Source organism: Weissella sp. ESL1139, assembly GCF_058506735.1.
Genome location: NZ_CP196375.1, coordinates 1,234,325 through 1,250,764, shown reverse-complemented (window position 1 = coordinate 1,250,764; position 16,440 = coordinate 1,234,325). Strand labels below are relative to the sequence as shown.

The 16,440-nt window shown below is 39.0% G+C and carries 18 protein-coding genes, 1 rRNA gene and 1 other annotated feature; of the genes, 18 read left to right on the top strand and 1 reads right to left on the bottom strand.

What is annotated here, in order from left to right; all coding sequences use genetic code 11:
• Positions 1 to 10: 10 nt before the first annotated feature.
• The 14 genes from ACSYSF_RS06165 to rpoZ all read left to right on the top strand — a co-directional run bounded on the left by ACSYSF_RS06165 (position 11) and on the right by rpoZ (position 12,100).
• Positions 11 to 463 carry a flavodoxin gene (locus ACSYSF_RS06165; protein ID WP_489867093.1) on the top strand — a complete coding sequence of 151 codons (453 nt, stop codon included), beginning with the start codon at positions 11 to 13 and terminating at the stop codon, positions 461 to 463.
• Between the two features lie 52 nt (positions 464 to 515).
• Positions 516 to 720: a binding site (T-box leader), on the top strand.
• Positions 721 to 794: 74 nt separating this feature from the next.
• Positions 795 to 2,774: a threonine--tRNA ligase gene (thrS, locus tag ACSYSF_RS06160; protein ID WP_489867092.1), complete on the top strand. Its 1,980-nt coding sequence runs from the start codon at positions 795 to 797 to the stop codon at positions 2,772 to 2,774.
• 109 nt (positions 2,775 to 2,883) lie between these two features.
• A complete protein-coding gene (locus tag ACSYSF_RS06155) occupies positions 2,884 to 3,615 on the top strand; it encodes a glucosamine-6-phosphate deaminase (RefSeq protein ID WP_489867091.1) in 732 nt (243 codons plus the stop codon).
• A gap of 131 nt (positions 3,616 to 3,746) precedes the next feature.
• Positions 3,747 to 4,244 carry a hypothetical protein gene (locus tag ACSYSF_RS06150; protein ID WP_489867090.1) on the top strand — a complete coding sequence of 166 codons (498 nt, stop codon included), beginning with the start codon at positions 3,747 to 3,749 and terminating at the stop codon, positions 4,242 to 4,244.
• A gap of 35 nt (positions 4,245 to 4,279) precedes the next feature.
• Positions 4,280 to 4,816: an ECF-type riboflavin transporter substrate-binding protein gene (locus ACSYSF_RS06145; RefSeq protein WP_489867089.1), complete on the top strand. Its 537-nt coding sequence runs from the start codon at positions 4,280 to 4,282 to the stop codon at positions 4,814 to 4,816.
• A 169-nt stretch (positions 4,817 to 4,985) separates the two neighbouring features.
• Positions 4,986 to 5,876, top strand: a complete 891-nt coding sequence (locus tag ACSYSF_RS06140) for a bifunctional 5,10-methylenetetrahydrofolate dehydrogenase/5,10-methenyltetrahydrofolate cyclohydrolase (RefSeq protein ID WP_489867088.1) — start codon at positions 4,986 to 4,988, stop codon at positions 5,874 to 5,876.
• Complete coding sequence (gene xseA, locus ACSYSF_RS06135; RefSeq protein ID WP_489867087.1) at positions 5,861 to 7,123, top strand: exodeoxyribonuclease VII large subunit; 1,263 nt, start codon at positions 5,861 to 5,863, stop codon at positions 7,121 to 7,123. Before ACSYSF_RS06140 ends, xseA begins: the two co-directional genes overlap by 16 nt.
• 1 nt (position 7,124) lies before the next feature.
• Positions 7,125 to 7,349: an exodeoxyribonuclease VII small subunit gene (locus tag ACSYSF_RS06130; RefSeq protein WP_489867086.1), complete on the top strand. Its 225-nt coding sequence runs from the start codon at positions 7,125 to 7,127 to the stop codon at positions 7,347 to 7,349.
• Entirely contained in the window at positions 7,349 to 8,209 is an 861-nt protein-coding gene (locus ACSYSF_RS06125) for a polyprenyl synthetase family protein (RefSeq protein ID WP_489867085.1), read from the top strand. Before ACSYSF_RS06130 ends, ACSYSF_RS06125 begins: the two co-directional genes overlap by 1 nt.
• Before the next feature lie 2 nt (positions 8,210 to 8,211).
• Positions 8,212 to 9,060 (top strand): TlyA family RNA methyltransferase, encoded by an 849-nt coding sequence (locus ACSYSF_RS06120; RefSeq protein WP_489867084.1) that lies wholly within the window; start codon positions 8,212 to 8,214, stop codon positions 9,058 to 9,060.
• Positions 9,047 to 9,490: an arginine repressor gene (locus ACSYSF_RS06115; protein WP_489867083.1), complete on the top strand. Its 444-nt coding sequence runs from the start codon at positions 9,047 to 9,049 to the stop codon at positions 9,488 to 9,490. The genes ACSYSF_RS06120 and ACSYSF_RS06115 overlap by 14 nt, the downstream gene beginning before the upstream one ends.
• Before the next feature lie 24 nt (positions 9,491 to 9,514).
• Entirely contained in the window at positions 9,515 to 11,206 is a 1,692-nt protein-coding gene (recN, locus tag ACSYSF_RS06110; RefSeq protein ID WP_489867082.1) for a DNA repair protein RecN, read from the top strand.
• Between the two features lie 76 nt (positions 11,207 to 11,282).
• A complete protein-coding gene (gene gmk / locus ACSYSF_RS06105) occupies positions 11,283 to 11,900 on the top strand; it encodes a guanylate kinase (RefSeq protein ID WP_489867505.1) in 618 nt (205 codons plus the stop codon).
• Positions 11,897 to 12,100, top strand: coding sequence for a DNA-directed RNA polymerase subunit omega (rpoZ, locus tag ACSYSF_RS06100; RefSeq protein ID WP_489867081.1), 204 nt, complete (start codon positions 11,897 to 11,899; stop codon positions 12,098 to 12,100). The genes gmk and rpoZ overlap by 4 nt, the downstream gene beginning before the upstream one ends.
• Positions 12,101 to 12,152: 52 nt before the next feature.
• Here the strand turns inward: rpoZ and ACSYSF_RS06095 are convergent, their stop codons facing one another.
• Positions 12,153 to 12,815 (bottom strand): VTT domain-containing protein, encoded by a 663-nt coding sequence (locus tag ACSYSF_RS06095; protein ID WP_489867080.1) that lies wholly within the window; start codon positions 12,813 to 12,815, stop codon positions 12,153 to 12,155.
• A 132-nt stretch (positions 12,816 to 12,947) separates the two neighbouring features.
• On the opposite strand from ACSYSF_RS06095, the gene ACSYSF_RS06090 reads away from it, so the two are divergent.
• From ACSYSF_RS06090 to ACSYSF_RS06075, 4 genes are all read left to right on the top strand, one after another.
• Positions 12,948 to 13,532 (top strand): peptidylprolyl isomerase, encoded by a 585-nt coding sequence (locus tag ACSYSF_RS06090; RefSeq protein WP_489867079.1) that lies wholly within the window; start codon positions 12,948 to 12,950, stop codon positions 13,530 to 13,532.
• A 71-nt stretch (positions 13,533 to 13,603) separates the two neighbouring features.
• Positions 13,604 to 14,002: a CvfD/Ygs/GSP13 family RNA-binding post-transcriptional regulator gene (locus ACSYSF_RS06085; RefSeq protein WP_489867078.1), complete on the top strand. Its 399-nt coding sequence runs from the start codon at positions 13,604 to 13,606 to the stop codon at positions 14,000 to 14,002.
• Positions 14,003 to 14,019: 17 nt separating this feature from the next.
• Positions 14,020 to 14,406 carry a hypothetical protein gene (locus ACSYSF_RS06080; RefSeq protein ID WP_489867077.1) on the top strand — a complete coding sequence of 129 codons (387 nt, stop codon included), beginning with the start codon at positions 14,020 to 14,022 and terminating at the stop codon, positions 14,404 to 14,406.
• 423 nt (positions 14,407 to 14,829) lie between these two features.
• Positions 14,830 to 16,403: ribosomal RNA gene (locus ACSYSF_RS06075) — 16S ribosomal RNA — on the top strand.
• Positions 16,404 to 16,440 lie beyond the last annotated feature (37 nt).

The window sequence follows — 16,440 nt, the reverse complement described above, 5'->3', positions numbered from 1 at the left end:
AAATAAGAGTATGAAAGCCAGAGTATTTTTTGCCACGATTACTGGTAATAATGAAGATGTGGCTGATGTCATTGTCGATACTTTTAAAGCGTCAAACGTTGATGTCACCAAAGAAGATATCCAATTAATTGATCCACAAGATATTTCAAAAGATGAAACGGATATTGTCGTCGTTGTACCATACACTTTTGATAAGGGCTCATTGCCTGATGAAGCATTAGATTTTTATGAAGATTTAGCTGATACTGATCTAACGGGTATTGTGTATGGTGTTTCAGGATCAGGTGATGATTTTTATGGTGATGATTTTGCTGTTGCCATCGATAAATTTGAACAACAATTTGAAAAAACTGGTGCAACAAAGGGTGCTGAAGGCGTCAAAGTTAATTTGAGTCCAGATAAGGCAGCGACTGAAGCATTGCAAGCATTTACTAAAGCGTTGATTAAAACGGTGCAAGCATAATTAAAATTAAAGGTTTAAATTTTAATTTTTTCAGGTATAATGTAAGACGAATATAAAAACGTTGAAGAAAACACGTCGTTTAACAAATTATGTTTAAAGAGAGCCAAGGTTGCTGGGAATTGGTAGCATGAAATAAACGGTACTATTTCGGAGTGTGCTATGTTTCAAGTAGCAACGTTTCCCGCGTTAAGGGATACTAGAGTGTATAACATGATTGTTATAAAATTCGGGTGGTACCGCGTTTAAGCGCCCCGTTATCAGATTATCCTGATAGCGAGGCGCTTTTTGTTTTAGATATGTTGATTCACCACAATAAAAAGGAGTAATAGCTATGGCAGATGTACAAATTACGCTTCCAGATGGTGCGCAAAAGGCGTTCTCAGAAGATACAACACCAATGGAAATTGCAAAAAGCATTTCAACTTCATTAGCCAAAAAGTCTGTTTCTGGTAAGTTAAACGGTCATTATGTTGGTATGAAGGATCCGATTAAAGAAGGTGGTCAATTTGAGTTGATCACAAAGGATGATGAAGAAGGTTTGCGTTTACTACGTCATTCAGTATCACATTTGTTGGCGCAAGCATTAAATCGTTTGTACCCTGACCAAATTCATTATGGTGTTGGTCCAGCTATTGATAATGGTTTTTACTACGATACTGATAAAGTTGAGGGTAACCAAATTTCAGTTGATCAATTCCCTGAAATCGAAAAAATGATGAAGCGCATTGTTAAGGAAAATCTACCAATCGTTTCACGCGAAATCACACGTGATGAAGCCTTGGATATGTTTAAAGACGATCCTTATAAGATTGAATTAATTAATGATTTGCCAGATGACGAGCCAATTTCAATTGCTGTTCAAGGTGAGCACGTTGAATTGGATCGTGGTGGTTTAGTACCAGCAACTGGTTGGATTAAGCATTTTAAGTTGACTTCAGTTGCTGGAGCATATTGGCGTGGTAAGTCTTCAAATCCAATGTTGCAACGTATTTACGGAACAGCCTTTTGGAATGCTGAAGACTTGGATGCTGAATTAAAGCGTCGTGCTGAAGCTAAAGAACGTGATCACCGTAAGATTGGTGCTGATCAAGATCTATTCTTTACATCTCAAGAAGTGGGTGCCGGATTAGCCGTTTGGATGCCAAATGGTGCTGCTATTCGTCGTACTCTAGAGCGTTACATTGTGGATCGTGAAGTACAAGACGGTTACCAACACGTTTACACACCAATCTTGTCAAACCTAAATTTGTATAAGCGTTCAGGTCACTGGGACCACTACCGCGATGACATGTTCCCACCAATGGATATGGGGGATGGCGAATTCCTAGAATTACGTCCAATGAATTGTCCGTCACACATCATGGTCTTCAAGCACCACCAACGTTCATACCGTGACTTGCCATTCCGTGTTGCTGAACTTGGTATGATGCACCGTTATGAGAAGTCAGGTGCTTTGACCGGTTTGTCACGTGTTCGTGAAATGACCTTAAATGATGGCCACACATTCGTGATGCTTAACCAAATTGAAGATGAATTCAAGAAGATTTTGCAATTAATGGTCGATGTTTACAAGGACTTTGACATTACAGATTATCGTTTCCGTTTGTCGTATCGTGATCCAGAAAATACTGAAAAGTACTTTGATGATGACGAAATGTGGGAGAAAGCCCAAACTATGTTGAAGGCAGCCATGGATGACATGGGTCTTGAGTACTTCGAGGCGGAAGGTGAAGCTGCCTTTTACGGTCCAAAGCTTGATGTACAAATCAAGACAGCATTGGGTGGTGAAGAAACATTATCAACCATTCAATTAGACTTCTTGTTACCAGAACGTTTTGATGTTAACTATGTTGGTGCAGATGGTGAGATGCATCGTCCAGTTATGATTCACCGTGGTATTATTTCTACGATGGAGCGTTTCACAGCATACTTGACTGAAATGTACAAGGGTGCTTTCCCAACATGGTTGGCACCACATCAAGTACGGATTATCCCAGTTAACCGTGAAGCACATGGCGAATATGCACAAGCTTTGGCTGATCGTTTGGTTAAGCAAGGTATCCGTGCTGAGTATGATGGACGTAATGAGAAGTTGGGTTACTTAATCCGTAATGCGCAATCACTGAAGATTCCATATACTTTGGTAATTGGTGATGAAGAAGTTTCAAATGATACGGTTACAATCCGTCGTTTTGGTTCTCGTGATACGACAGAAAAAACTGTTGATCAATTTGAAAAAGATTTGCTAGCTGATATTGCTAATCATTCACGTGCATTAGACACATTAGAAAAAGCCGTTAAAGGTGAATAATCAATATTAGAGACTAGGATGTTTTTACATTCTGGTCTTTTTTATTGCAAAAGCGGTTGTTTTGGTATACAATTGGTCTATACCAAAAAGAGATAAGAGGATGATCGACATGAAGATTATTGAAGTAAAAGATCAACAAGCAGGTGGAAAAGTAGGCTTTGATATTTTTAAAGAAGCCTTAGAAAATGGTGCCCAAGTTTTTGGATTAGCAACCGGATCAACGCCAGTGTCAATCTATAAGGAACTATCAGCTAGTGACTTAGATTTTTCTGATAAAATTTCAATTAATCTTGATGAGTATCAAGGATTAGCTGGTAACCATGACCAAAGTTACCGTTACTTTATGGATGAGCATTTATTCAATCAAAAGCCATTCAAAGAAACTTATGTGCCTAATGGACTAGCTGAAGATGTTGATGTTGAGACAAGTCGTTATGACAAAGTGATTGCTGATAATCCAATTGATTTACAACTTCTTGGCTTAGGACAAAATGGTCATATTGGTTTTAATGAACCAGGGACACCTTTTGATGCAAAAACACGCGTCGTTGATTTAACACCATCAACAATTGCTGCAAATGCTCGCTTCTTTGCTAGTGAGGATGATGTACCACGTCATGCGCTTTCAATGGGTATAGGAAGCATCATGCAATCAAAACAAATTTTGTTAGTTGCCTATGGTGTAAATAAAGCTGATGCAATTGCTGCAATGATTGAGGGTCCGGTCACAACCGATGTACCTGCGAGTGTTCTACAAAACCATCCTAATGTAACTGTGATTGTTGATGAAAGTGCCGCAGCAAAGTTACAAAATCGTGATGCAATCATTAAGGTTGATTAAAGCGATATCATGATAGCAGACTGTACCATACAAGGTGCGGTCTTTTTTATTTGTTTACTATCTAGTGTCTAGTGTAAAGCATAGGGTGTGTGCTAAACTTATATATAAAGTTAAAGAAGAGGGGATAACCCATGGACATGACAGGGAATGATTTCATTGAGATTTTAACCAATGAAACATACGAAACAGCAACCTTTGAAGCTGCTGATCAGGCAACAATTAATTTAGATGAATTGTTTGCTGATGTTGAGAAAAAGGCGACAGCCAGTCAAATTTTTAGTAGTTCTTTGGTTATTAACGAAGAAGAACCAATTATTTTGCGTGTAGAAGCTAGTCTCATCAATTTACCATTACGGTATACAAATGCAATTCGTAAGATTGTCGTCAATGACGAAGCAAGTGATGTTTCACTTTATATGATAGTGGAGCACCCACTAGTGACGAAATCACATTTAATTATTAAAAAAGCAGCGTCGATGCAATCATTTGTTGATGATCCAACATCAGTTGAAGAAAAAATCGCAACATTTTTCAATGAACAGATTGCACAAATTAATGAGAATAAGATTGCTGCCGAAAAAGCTGCCGCTGAGGAAGAACAAGCAGCATCAAGTGAAGAATCTGAATAGTCAATAATTGTCGTTGATGTAAAGGGGTTAAGATCATGAAACATAATGTTATTGCTTCACACAAAGTGATTGGGACAATTGTTGGGATTATTGTTTTTATAATTCTGTTTAAATATCTTGCCGTACAGGTTGGTGACACGCATGATAATGCTACGTTAGCACATGCCTGGTTATCATTAATAACTGCCATCTTTGGTCCGATTGCGGGGGCGGCAACGGCGTTTATTGGTCACGCAACGAGTGACTTTATCACTACCGGTGGCACGGTTTGGTGGACCTGGACAATTGCTGATGGTTTATTCGGATTATTTATCGGATTAATCAGTAAGCGTTTGCGTATCTTGATTGGTAAATTAACAACCCATAAGTTAGTGATGTTTAATGTTTGGCAGTTAATTGCTAACATTGTCGTCTGGCTGGTCATTGCCCCATTAGGTGATTACTGGGTATATAATTTATCATTAGGCGTTGCACTCAAAGAAGGCGCCTTGATTGTGTTGGTTAATTTCTTAACCATTGCTATATTTGGGACATTACTATTAAAGATTTATCAGCGTTATTGTGTTGATTAAAGATAAAAATTTATGCAGTACTGATAATTAAAAGAACTGGATTAATATAAGCGAATAAAATCGTTCATTAAAGCGATTTATTCGCTTTTTTATATGATTTGCAACGTGGTGAAAACTAAAATTTTGTGATAGAATTTATGCAATAAGAATGAATAAAAGTGAGGTTAACATGGCCAAAATTATTGATGGGAAAGCAATTGCTAAGCAACTACGAGCAGTTGTCGCAACACAAACGACAGTTTTAAAAGAACAGTCAGTAGTACCTGGATTAGCCGTTATTTTAGTCGGAGATGATCCAGCTAGTGCCATTTATGTACGTAATAAAGAACGTGCAGCAGCTAAGGTTGGTGTTAACGCACAAACCTTTAGATATCAGAATGATGCAACTGAAGCTGAAATTTTGGCTAAAGTTGATGAATTAAACCAAGATAAAGCAATTGATGCAATTTTGGTACAAAGTCCGGTACCAACACAAATAGATGAACAAAAAGTTCAAGAAGCAATTTTACCAGCTAAAGACGTTGATGGTTTTCATCCAGAAAATAGTGGTCGTTTATTTGCAGGTCAAAATGGTTATTACCCAATCGCTAATACACCACGCGGCATTATGACGTTGTTACAGCATGAAAATATTCCTTTAGAAGGAAAACATGCTGTGGTAATTGGTCGTTCGATTTTGGTTGGTCGTCCGATGTTTGCACTGTTACAGAAAGCTAATGCGAGTGTAACGCTGTTGCATCGCTATACATCAGCTGATTTACGCCGCCAGTTGTTGGCAATCGCTGATATTGTTGTGGTAGCAACTGGTGTGCCTGACTTGATTATGGGAGCAGATTTGAAACCTGGTGCAACGGTGATTGACGTTGGTATGAATCGCTTACCTGATAATCGTTTGGTGGGGGATGTAAATTTTGCTACGGCTGAAAAGGTTGCCGGGGCAATTACCCCAGTCCCAGGCGGTGTCGGTCCGATGACCATTGCAACGCTACTAGAAACAACTGTAGAACTAGCTGCAAGTCATCATCATATAGAATTGGAGCAAGGATGGCAGAATATTTAACAGTTTCAGCATTAACGGCGTATTTAAAACGTAAATTTGTTGCCGATCCATATCTAAAAAAAGTGTATGTGACCGGAGAAATTTCTAATTTCCGGCAACGAACCGGGCATCAATATTTTAAAATTAAAGATGATCAAGCAGTACTTTCAGTCACAATGTTCAAAAATGCTTTCAATCGGCTAAAGTTTCAATTAGAACCGGGGATGAAAGTAAACATTGTGGGACATATTGATTTGTATGCACCAAATGGTTCGTACAGTTTAATTATTGAATCAATTGAACCCGATGGCGTTGGTGCATTATATCAAGCTTATGAACAATTAAAAAATAAACTAAGTCAAGAAGGTTTATTTGATCAACGCCATGCTGAAATACCACGTTTTCCTAAAAAAATCGCTGTTATTACATCACCCAGTGGTGCCGTTATCCAAGACATTATGACGACGGTTAACAGGCGTTATCCAATTGCACAAATTGTTTTGTATCCAGCGGTGGTACAAGGTAATGGTGCTGTACCATCGTTGAGTAAACAAATTGATGCCGTTAATCAGCATGATGATTACGATGTTTTAATTATTGGTCGTGGTGGTGGATCAATTGAAGATTTGTGGGCTTTTAACGATGAAAATCTAGCACGTAAACTTTTGACGGTTAACATACCAATTATTAGTTCAGTTGGTCATGAAACGGATACAACAATTGCTGATTTTATTGCTGATAAACGTGCAGCAACACCAACAGCAGCTGCTGAATTAGCAACGCCAGTGCCACTAGCTGATTTATGGTTAGCCATTCAACAAGCGCAACAAAAATTGGTCACGATATTACAACGCGAAATTACGCAAAAGAAGACGTATCTATCACGCTTGCAACAAAGTTATGTATTGACTAATCCGGAGCGATTGTATGAAGGTTATTTGCAACGTTTAGATATTGCCCAAGATAAATTAGTTAGAGCAATGAAACAAGCGATTGAACAACCAAGGCAGCAATTACAGAATTTAAAGCCACGTTTACAACGCAGTATGGATTATGAGATGACACAAGTACAACAACGGTTTAAACATGCCGTTGCTAGCTTGCAGTTAGTGAGTCCTTTGGCTATTTTAGCGCGTGGTTACAGTGTTACGAGAAAAGATGATGTTGTTGTTCATAAACTAGAACAATTAGCTGTCGATGATGAAATTAAAGTGCAGTTATCTGATGGTGAAGTTACTGCACAAGTAACTGAAAAGAAAGAGAAATAATATGGCAGATAAAACATTTGAAGAGAATTTAGCAACTTTAGAAACGATTGTCAGCCGTTTAGAAAAAGGTGATGTGCCATTGGAAGAGGCATTAAAGCAATTTGAAATGGGGGTTAAAATCAGTCAAGATTTGCAAAAGACATTAGAAAATGCAGAAACTAGTTTAGCTAAAATCGTTAATGCTGATGGTAGTATGACTGATTTTAGTAAGGGGGACGAAGATTGATGCATTGGCGAGAGTTTTCAAATACAATGGTACCCCAAATTGAAACGACTTTAGCTAATGAATTAGCGCATAGTTCGTTTGTCCCAAAGTTACAAGAACCTATGATTTATGCGGTGATGGCGGGTGGTAAACGCTTAAGGCCCATGTTGACTTTAGCAGTTTTAACAACTTACCAGTTACCGGTTGAAAAGTATCTGAAAGTTGCAAGTGCACTGGAATTGATTCATACGTATAGTTTAATTCATGATGATTTACCAGCTATGGATAATGATGAATTACGACGTGGCAAGCCAACGACACATCGTGCTTTTGGGGAAGATATTGGTATTCTTGCCGGAGATGCACTACAACCTTTGGCCTTTGAGTGGCTAGCTGATAGTGATGATGTGTTAACTGCATCGCAACAAATTCAGTTAGTTAGTTTGTTAGCGAAAGCAGCCGGTGCGAATGGCATGGTTGCTGGTCAGGTGTTGGATATTGCAGGTATGCACAGTGAATCGGTAACTTTAGCGCAGGCCCAACAGATTCATTATCATAAAACGGGGGCGCTTATTGCATATGCTTTGCAAGCCGGTGCAGTGATGGTTGATGCCAATCATGATGTGCAACAATTATTATTCGATTTTGGTATGGCTTATGGTTTAGCATTCCAAATCAAAGATGATTTAGATGATTATCAACTTGGTAAGGTTGAAACGCAAGCATATCCGACCATTGTTGGCGTTGCAGATACAAAAGAGATGTTAGTCGAACAAGTTGTAATTGCCCAAAAATCTTTGCAGCAGTTTCATGAAATAACGGGCTTGGATACGGAATTGTTAGCATCATTCTTAGATTATTTTACAGATATAACGGAGTAATTATGGCAGTAGAAAAAGAACGAGTTGATGTATTAGCAGTTCAGCAAGGACTATTTACATCGCGTGAACAAGCAAAACGAGCAATTATGGCAGGTGAAATTTTGGGTGCTAATGAGCAACGTATGGATAAAGCCGGCGAAAAAATTCCGGTGACCACAGACTTACATTTAAAAGGGGCACCCATGCCATATGTTTCTCGAGGTGGCTTTAAATTAGAAAAAGCCTTACGCGTCTTTGACATTGATGTTAATGGTAAAACAATTCTTGATATTGGTTCATCTACTGGTGGTTTTACGGACGTTTCGTTGCAAAATGGGGCTAAATTAGTCTATGCACTAGACGTTGGTACGAATCAATTAGTGTGGTCGTTACGTTCTGATAGCCGAGTTGTTGTGATGGAAAATACGAATTTCCGTTATGCCAAATCAGAAGACTTTCAAGAAGGTCAGCCACAAGTTGCTACCATTGACGTATCATTTATTTCACTCAACTTAATTTTGCCACCACTAGCTAAAATATTGGCAGATGGTGGTTCAGTTGCAACACTTATTAAGCCACAGTTTGAAGCTGGACGTGATGCAGTCGGTAAACACGGTATTGTCAAAGATGCTGCTACACATATTCAAGTGATTAACAAAGTGGCTGATTATGCCCATGCAGCTGGATTTAGTCTGGTTGGGTTAGATTATTCGCCGATTAAGGGTGGTTCAGGTAACATTGAATTTATCGCCCATCTTGTTTTAGATGGTGGTGACAGTACAATGACACCAGCCCAACAAGAAGCAGTAGTTACAGCAGCTCATGAGCAATTAAATGCTCATCGCGAAGGTAAAGTAGATGAGAAGAACTAAACAAGATCGTCAATTAGCAATTCGTGATTTAATTAGTCAAAAAAATTTGCAACGACAAGAAGATGTTGTAAATGAATTAAATCAAATGGGATGGCAAGTGACTCAAGCAACGGTTTCTCGAGACATTGCAGAAATGCAGTTAGTTAAAGTGCCATTAGAAACAGGGGGCTTTGCTTATGCAATGGTTGCTCAGTCAGATGCTTTAGCACACGTTAAACGAATTATACAAGAACCATCGACAACCATTCGCACACAGGACAATTTTGTTATGATTACGGTATTACCCGGTACTGGTCCAGCGTTGAAACTTGCTTTGGAAGAAGCAGATTTTGATGAGTTATTTGGTATTTTGGGGGATGATGCTGATGTCTTAATCATCTTAAAAAAGGACTGTGATGCAAGCAAATTTGTGACAGAAAAATTCCAATAAGTTGGTTAAATTTGAGGAGGATGCATGTTACAGGAAATATCCATTCAAAATTTTGCAATTATTCCAAAATTAAATATTAGCTTTGAACCTGGTATGACTGTATTAACTGGTGAAACGGGTGCTGGTAAATCAATTATTATTGATGCCGTTGGCCTGCTAACTGGTGGCCGTGGTTCACAAGACTACATTCGGCAAGGAGCTGAAAAAGCAATTTTACAAGGCTTAATTGATGTGGAACCCAATGATGCATTAGTCAAAGTATTAGCTGACTTAGGGATTCCATTGGAAGACAATCAATTATTAATTCACCGTGAATTACATCGTAATGGACGTAATGTTATTCGCGTTAATAATGTTTTAGTGAATGCGACTGCCTTAAAAGCACTTGGTCGACATTTGGTTGATATCCATGGTCAAAATGAGCATCAAGCTTTAATGCAACCAGATCAGCATCTAGGTTTGCTTGATGAATTTGCGCAAAAAGATTTACAACCTGTTTTGACTGAATATCAAGCTGCTTATAAAAAATATCGTCAATTAGATGAGATTTATCATAAACGTCAAGATGATGAACGAGCCTGGGCGCAACGCTTAGATATGCTAAGTTTTCAAAGTAATGAGCTTAATGATGCTAATTTAGTAAGTGGTGAAGAAGAAGAATTAACGACTGAATATCAAGAACTATCAAATTATCAAGATGTGCTAACTGCATTATCTAAAGCGTATGAAGCCTTAGAAGGTGAATGGGAAAATAATGGTTTAGAAACCATTGGGACAGCTGTTAGTGAATTGGAAGATATTGAAGAATTAGCTCCACGTTATACGAAACTAACAGAGGCAGTGCGTGGTGCTTATTATGAATTGCAAGAAGCAGCATCAGAAATTTTGAATGTCCGTGATAATTTAGCTTTCGATGAAGAACGTTTACAATACGTGAATGATCGTTTGAATTTAATTAATTCATTGGAAAAGAAGTATGGGGCGACCATTGATGATGTTTTGCAACACCAACAGCAGGTTGATGATGAATTGTCACAAATGGGTGGCAATGATCAAAGTGCAGCTGCATTAGCGGAACAAGTTAAAGCTGCTAAACAAAGCGCTGATGAATTAGCCAAGCAATTACATGATATTCGCACAAGTGCGGCAACTGTATTGTCAAACCAGATTCATGAACAGTTAAAAGATTTGTACATGGACAAGGCTGTTTTTTCAGTGCAATTTAGTGACCAAAAACTAAGTGCGACGGGAAAAGATGGCGTGGAGTTTTATATTCAAACTAATTTAGGTGAAAGTGCTAAACCATTGGCAAAAATTGCTTCTGGAGGAGAACTATCACGAATGATGTTAGCAATGAAGACCATTTTTGCCCGTGAACAGGGAATTACGTCTATTATTTTTGATGAGGTTGATACAGGGGTTTCCGGCCGAGTTGCGCAAGCGATTGCCGAAAAAATTGCCGTGATTGGCCGCTATTCACAAGTGTTAACCATTACGCATTTGCCACAAGTTGCCGCTATTGCGGATCATCATTTCTTCATTGAAAAACAAGTGGTTGGTGAACGGACGGAAACATCGGTCCGGCAATTGTCTGAAGAACAACGGATTGATGAACTAGCACGTATGTTATCAGGTAATGAATTAACAACGGCAGCCCAAGAAAATGCACGCGATTTACTAAAAAGGGCGCATACAAATAAAAATTCGGATGATTAAAGTTGTTTACAGCGTGAAAAGCGAGTAAAATGTCTACTTAAACAGCTAGATAAAAAAGTTAGGAGTAATGAGTACCATGAAGCGTGGTGTATTAATCGTACTATCTGGACCTTCTGGTGTCGGTAAAGGTACAGTACGAAAAGCCTTATTTGAGGAACCAGATATTGATTTTCAATATTCTATTTCAATGACAACTAGACAACCAAGAAATGGTGAAGTAAATGGTGAGGATTACTTTTTTGTGACTCGCGATGAATTTGAAACAGAGATTGCAAATGGTGATATGCTGGAATATGCTGAGTATGTAGGAAATTACTATGGTACTCCTAAAAAGTTTATTGAGCAGACCTTAGCAGCTGGACGAGATGTCTTGTTGGAAATTGATGTACAAGGTGCCTTGCAAGTGAAAGAAAAGATGCCAGAAGGTGCCTATATTTTCTTGACACCGCCTGATTTGGCTGCCCTAAAAGAGCGCTTGATTGGTCGTGGTACTGAAGCAATGGAAGTCATCGATCGACGCGTTGCAGCAGCAACTGCTGAAATTCGGATGATGGCAAACTATGATTATGCGGTTGTAAATGATGAAGTATCATTAGCCGTTAATCGTATAAAAGATATAATTAAAGTTGAGCGACTACGTGTTAATCGTGTGTTGCCTGAGTATATTAAGATGATTGAGGAGTTAGAAGCATGATTTTATACCCATCTGTTGATAAGCTATTAGAAAAAGTTGATTCACGTTATAAGTTAATTGCCTTAGGTGCTAAGCGTGCTCATGAATTAGAGCAAGGTGAATTACCAACTATAGAAAAGTTTGATTCAGTAAAACCTATTGGTCAAGCCTTTGAAGAAATTGAAGCTGGTAATGTTGTCATTGATGACAGCAATAAGTAAGTTAACAAGATACACAAAAGGAGCTGGTAGAAACCAGCCCCTTTTTTATTTGTTATTTATCCATTTGTTTTTGCTTTTTGCTAGTAATCATTTGGCGCAAAGCACTAATAATTGCTGGTAATGCAGATACGAGTAGGATACCAATTAAGACTAGTGAGAAATGATCACTAACAAATTGATTACCACCAAAATAGTAACCAGCTTCTACAGCAATAACTACCCAAAGTGTGACGGCTAACATTTCTAACATGACGAAATTACGATAACGGAAATTAGAAACGGCTGCTGTAAATGGGACTAACGTTCGAATTACTGGTAAGAAACGACCTAGAATGACTGCCATTTTACCATGTTTAACGAAGAACTCATTGGCTTCTTCAAGGTGTTTTTCTTTAATAAAACGACCTAGAATAGGATGATGCACTAATTTTAAACCAACTGTGCGACCTAAAAAGAAGTTTAGCGAATCGCCGGTTGTTGCCGCAATCCAAAATAATAACATTAATACCCAGTGGTTAAGTGAATTACCTGATAAGGCTGCGATTGAACCAGCAGCAAAAAGTAATGAGTCACCAGGTAAGAATGGTAACACGACGGCACCGGTTTCAATGAAAATAACTGCAAATAAAGCGGCGTATGACCAGCCACCCCATGCATTAACAAGATTGTTTAGATGCACGTCTAAGTGGAGGAAGATGTCGATGATTTGAATCATTGTATGTTTAAACTCCTATGTTATTTAGCTGACTTAAATGACTTAGCTACTAGTTTATCACTTTTTAAGCAGTATGAGTTATATGTTATAATAACTACAATGTATTTAATAGAACTTAAGAGGTAGAAAATAATGACATATCCACAGCTAAATATGGATGAAGTAACCGGACCAGTTGCTACTTTATCAACAACAATGGGTGACGTTGAGATCCAATTGTTTCCAACGCAAGCACCTAAGACAGTTGAAAATTTCGTTGGTTTAATTAAGAATGGTTACTATGACGGTATCATTTTTCACCGTGTTATTAATGAATTTATGATTCAAGGTGGTGACCCAACCGGTACTGGTATGGGTGGTGAATCAATTTGGGGCAAGCCATTTGCGGATGAGTTCTCTGATGAGATCTTTAATTTGCGTGGTGCATTATCAATGGCTAATGCAGGTCCTAATACAAATGGTTCACAATTTTTTATTGTACAAGCACATAAAGTACCTGCACAAATGCTACGATCATTAACAGGTGTGTTACCAGATGAAATTGTGTCAGCTTATGGTCAAAACGGTGGTACACCCTGGTTAGATCATCATCATACAGTATTTGGTCAAGTGATTAAGGGTATGGATGTGATTGATAAAATGGCACTACAAAAAGTAGATTATGCTGATAAGCCAGATAACGACATTAAGATTTTAAAAGCTACGGTTAAAGAATAGTTTAATTGCGTATTAAAGCCGGGATATTTTCTCGGATACATAAGTATTTTTATTAAGTAGGAGATGGTAGTATGTCGTTTCATATTGGCGATGTTGTAGAAGGTACGGTCACTGGTGTGCAACCATATGGTGCTTTTGTACAATTAGATGAACAACATCAAGGATTGATTCATATTTCTGAATGTCGTTCAGCATTCATTCGTAAAATTGGGGATGAGTTAAAGATTGGTCAACCTGTGAAGGTGATGATTCTTGATATCGATATTTATACTAATAAGATATCATTGTCACGGAGAACTGTTTTAGATGGTTATGATAAGGTAGAAATTGATAAGGATAAAGTAAATCAAGAGTATAAGTATACACAACATCATTATTGGACAAATCAACATTTAGCAATTGGTTTTGATACAATTGCAAAAAATAGTCCACTTATGATAGATGAAGCATTGCAAAGATTACATCATTAGAGGCTTAGGAGAAGATTATGTCATTGATTGCTGGAACAATTGTATTTACAAGAAATGAACAGCCATATTTTCTAGTAACGGATGAAGTACCGCTACCTCAATTTTATACTGTTAAAATGCACAAGCACGATGGAGATACAGCACTTGGATCGATCGTTAATGGTATGCGTGATGAATTAGGTATCAAGATGGACAATTTACAGTTTGGTGAGTTGGCTTCTTGGCATACTAAGGGATTAGACTCAACTGAGGATTTAGTTTCATTGTATACTTTCGAACCAATTGATTCGGAATTACTCAATTTAGACAGATTGAGTTTACTGGGACTTCAGTTTGTCAATGCACGTGATATAAAAGAATTGCTAAAAAACGTTGATATGACAGGTGTTATTCAATTGGATTAACTTTTTCGAAAAAAAGCTTGCATTTGTGTGTTAAATTCGGTATTATTAAAAAGTTGAGTTTTGAGGAAAGATTACATTGTTTATCGAAATTCAATAACAATTGATACAAACTAAATGTTGACAATCATCATTTAGTGAGGTATGATTGTTAAGTTGCGTTAAGGACGCTTATCTATCTTATGATTTTAATCAAAAAAGTTTTTGTTGACATCGCAAGATAAATCAAGTAAAATTAATAGGGCAGTGTTTGGATATTTCCAAACGAGATAGTTCTTTGAAAACTGAATATCGTTTCGATAGAACAAATGTGTAGGGTCATCAAGCAATTTGCTTGATACAAAAACATTTGCGAAGTCAATTCGCTAATAAATTCGTTTAACTTCTGTTAAACAAATAACAAATATTGAGTTATACTCAAACTTTTAAAATGAGAGTTTGATCCTGGCTCAGGATGAACGCTGGCGGCGTGCCTAATACATGCAAGTCGAACGCTTTGTGCAAATTGATATGACGGGCTTGCTCTGATTTGATTTTTGATTTCAAAGAGTGGCGAACGGGTGAGTAACACGTGGGTAACCTACCTCTTAGCAGGGGATAACATTTGGAAACAAGTGCTAATACCGTATAATACCAACAACCGCATGGTTGTTGGTTGAAAGATGGTTCTGCTATCACTAAGAGATGGACCCGCGGTGCATTAGCTAGTTGGTAAGGTAATGGCTTACCAAGGCGATGATGCGTAGCCGAGTTGAGAGACTGATCGGCCACAATGGGACTGAGACACGGCCCATACTCCTACGGGAGGCAGCAGTAGGGAATCTTCCACAATGGGCGCAAGCCTGATGGAGCAACGCCGCGTGTGTGATGAAGGGCTTCGGCTCGTAAAACACTGTTATAAGAGAAGAACGGCACTGAGAGTAACTGTTCAGTGTGTGACGGTATCTTACCAGAAAGGAACGGCTAAATACGTGCCAGCAGCCGCGGTAATACGTATGTTCCAAGCGTTATCCGGATTTATTGGGCGTAAAGCGAGCGCAGACGGTTATTTAAGTCTGAAGTGAAAGCCCTCAGCTCAACTGAGGAGTTGCTTTGGAAACTGGATAACTTGAGTGCAGTAGAGGAAAGTGGAACTCCATGTGTAGCGGTGAAATGCGTAGATATATGGAAGAACACCAGTGGCGAAGGCGGCTTTCTGGACTGTAACTGACGTTGAGGCTCGAAAGTGTGGGTAGCAAACAGGATTAGATACCCTGGTAGTCCACACCGTAAACGATGAGTGCTAGATGTTCGAGGGTTTCCGCCCTTGAGTGTCGCAGCTAACGCATTAAGCACTCCGCCTGGGGAGTACGACCGCAAGGTTGAAACTCAAAGGAATTGACGGGGACCCGCACAAGCGGTGGAGCATGTGGTTTAATTCGAAGCAACGCGAAGAACCTTACCAGGTCTTGACATCCCTTGCAAACACTAGAAATAGTGTGTTCCCTTCGGGGACAAGGTGACAGGTGGTGCATGGTTGTCGTCAGCTCGTGTCGTGAGATGTTGGGTTAAGTCCCGCAACGAGCGCAACCCTTATTATTAGTTGCCAGCATTTAGTTGGGCACTCTAGTGAGACTGCCGGTGACAAACCGGAGGAAGGTGGGGATGACGCCAAATCATCATGCCCCTTATGACCTGGGCTACACACGTGCTACAATGGCATATACAACGAGCCGCTAACCCGCGAGGGTACGCTAATCTCTTAAAGTATGTCTCAGTTCGGATTGTAGGCTGCAACTCGCCTACATGAAGTCGGAATCGCTAGTAATCGCGGATCAGCACGCCGCGGTGAATACGTTCCCGGGTCTTGTACACACCGCCCGTCACACCATGAGAGTTTGTAACACCCAAAGCCGGTGGGGTAACCTTTTAGGAGCCAGCCGTCTAAGGTGGGACAGATGATTAGGGTGAAGTCGTAACAAGGTAGCCGTAGGAGAACCTGCGGCTGGATCACCTCCTTTCTAAGGAAAATCGGAACCTGCACATTCTATACGAAAC

Bases quoted from the DNA above. Each gene is read 5' to 3' on its own strand.
- ACSYSF_RS06165 (WP_489867093.1), top strand. From the start codon at position 11: ATGAAAGCCAGAGTATTTTTTGCCACGATTACTGGTAATAATGAAGAT.
- thrS (WP_489867092.1), top strand. From the start codon at position 795: ATGGCAGATGTACAAATTACGCTTCCAGATGGTGCGCAAAAGGCGTTC.
- ACSYSF_RS06155 (WP_489867091.1), top strand. From the start codon at position 2,884: ATGAAGATTATTGAAGTAAAAGATCAACAAGCAGGTGGAAAAGTAGGC.
- ACSYSF_RS06150 (WP_489867090.1), top strand. From the start codon at position 3,747: ATGGACATGACAGGGAATGATTTCATTGAGATTTTAACCAATGAAACA.
- ACSYSF_RS06145 (WP_489867089.1), top strand. From the start codon at position 4,280: ATGAAACATAATGTTATTGCTTCACACAAAGTGATTGGGACAATTGTT.
- ACSYSF_RS06140 (WP_489867088.1), top strand. From the start codon at position 4,986: ATGGCCAAAATTATTGATGGGAAAGCAATTGCTAAGCAACTACGAGCA.
- xseA (WP_489867087.1), top strand. From the start codon at position 5,861: ATGGCAGAATATTTAACAGTTTCAGCATTAACGGCGTATTTAAAACGT.
- ACSYSF_RS06130 (WP_489867086.1), top strand. From the start codon at position 7,125: ATGGCAGATAAAACATTTGAAGAGAATTTAGCAACTTTAGAAACGATT.
- ACSYSF_RS06125 (WP_489867085.1), top strand. From the start codon at position 7,349: ATGCATTGGCGAGAGTTTTCAAATACAATGGTACCCCAAATTGAAACG.
- ACSYSF_RS06120 (WP_489867084.1), top strand. From the start codon at position 8,212: ATGGCAGTAGAAAAAGAACGAGTTGATGTATTAGCAGTTCAGCAAGGA.
- ACSYSF_RS06115 (WP_489867083.1), top strand. From the start codon at position 9,047: ATGAGAAGAACTAAACAAGATCGTCAATTAGCAATTCGTGATTTAATT.
- recN (WP_489867082.1), top strand. From the start codon at position 9,515: ATGTTACAGGAAATATCCATTCAAAATTTTGCAATTATTCCAAAATTA.
- gmk (WP_489867505.1), top strand. From the start codon at position 11,283: ATGAAGCGTGGTGTATTAATCGTACTATCTGGACCTTCTGGTGTCGGT.
- rpoZ (WP_489867081.1), top strand. From the start codon at position 11,897: ATGATTTTATACCCATCTGTTGATAAGCTATTAGAAAAAGTTGATTCA.
- ACSYSF_RS06095 (WP_489867080.1), bottom strand. From the start codon at position 12,815: ATGATTCAAATCATCGACATCTTCCTCCACTTAGACGTGCATCTAAAC.
- ACSYSF_RS06090 (WP_489867079.1), top strand. From the start codon at position 12,948: ATGACATATCCACAGCTAAATATGGATGAAGTAACCGGACCAGTTGCT.
- ACSYSF_RS06085 (WP_489867078.1), top strand. From the start codon at position 13,604: ATGTCGTTTCATATTGGCGATGTTGTAGAAGGTACGGTCACTGGTGTG.
- ACSYSF_RS06080 (WP_489867077.1), top strand. From the start codon at position 14,020: ATGTCATTGATTGCTGGAACAATTGTATTTACAAGAAATGAACAGCCA.